The organism is Shewanella glacialipiscicola, from assembly GCF_023283485.1.
In the GTDB taxonomy this organism is placed as follows: domain Bacteria; phylum Pseudomonadota; class Gammaproteobacteria; order Enterobacterales; family Shewanellaceae; genus Shewanella; species Shewanella glacialipiscicola.
This window is the reverse complement of sequence record NZ_JAKILU010000065.1, coordinates 1-659: the sequence shown is the minus strand read 5'-3', so window position 1 is coordinate 659 and position 659 is coordinate 1. Positions and strand designations below refer to the sequence as shown.

Annotated in this window: 1 pseudogene; it reads right to left on the bottom strand. The window is 42.5% G+C overall.

The features are described from left to right. Window positions 1-288 (bottom strand): annotated as a pseudogene (locus tag L2717_RS18095) (helix-turn-helix domain-containing protein); the annotation flags it as partial. Window positions 289-659: the final 371 nt, after the last annotated feature.

Below are 659 nucleotides of genomic sequence, written 5' to 3'. Positions count from 1 at the left end.
CCCCTTGCTCAGAGAGGCTTCGTTGCTGTACGAATGCTTTAAGACTGGCTTGCTGTGCCAAGGACAATTGAGGTGGACGACCTGGATTAGGTTTGTCATCTAGGCCGGATAGGCCTTGGGAAAGGTAAGTGGTCACCCACTTATTAACACTGGTTCTACTGACTTTCAGCATAGTGGCAATAGCGGTACGAGAATGTCCTTCGGTGAAATGCAGTAAGGCAAGATAGCGCATACGTTTACGTGCGCTTTTTCTGATTTAACTAGGGCTAGGATATCGGGCTTGTTCATACTTTGTAAGGTTAGAAAGTGACGACTTATTAGATCATATAATTAAGTAACTGGTATTACTCTCAGTAGCGGGTTATTAGCCAGACGAAGCCCTGTTGGTGGAGGGAACGATAAATATTGATGAGCTCAAACTTAAATGAGTAATATAAACGAGACCGCTTCTATTAACAGGTCGCTCTGAGTAAATAGACTTTTTGGCTGCATAGCTGCATAAAAACTATTTAGCTTATTATAGTTAGATTTTCGGTCCCTTAATTATATGGATTAAGCCATTTCGGCTGACTCTCTTGTCATCGTTTTTGAATTGGATTGTGGATAAGTCTGGGGGTAAGCGGTGGGTAGGGTGTGGCTAGTACAGATATCGGTAATTA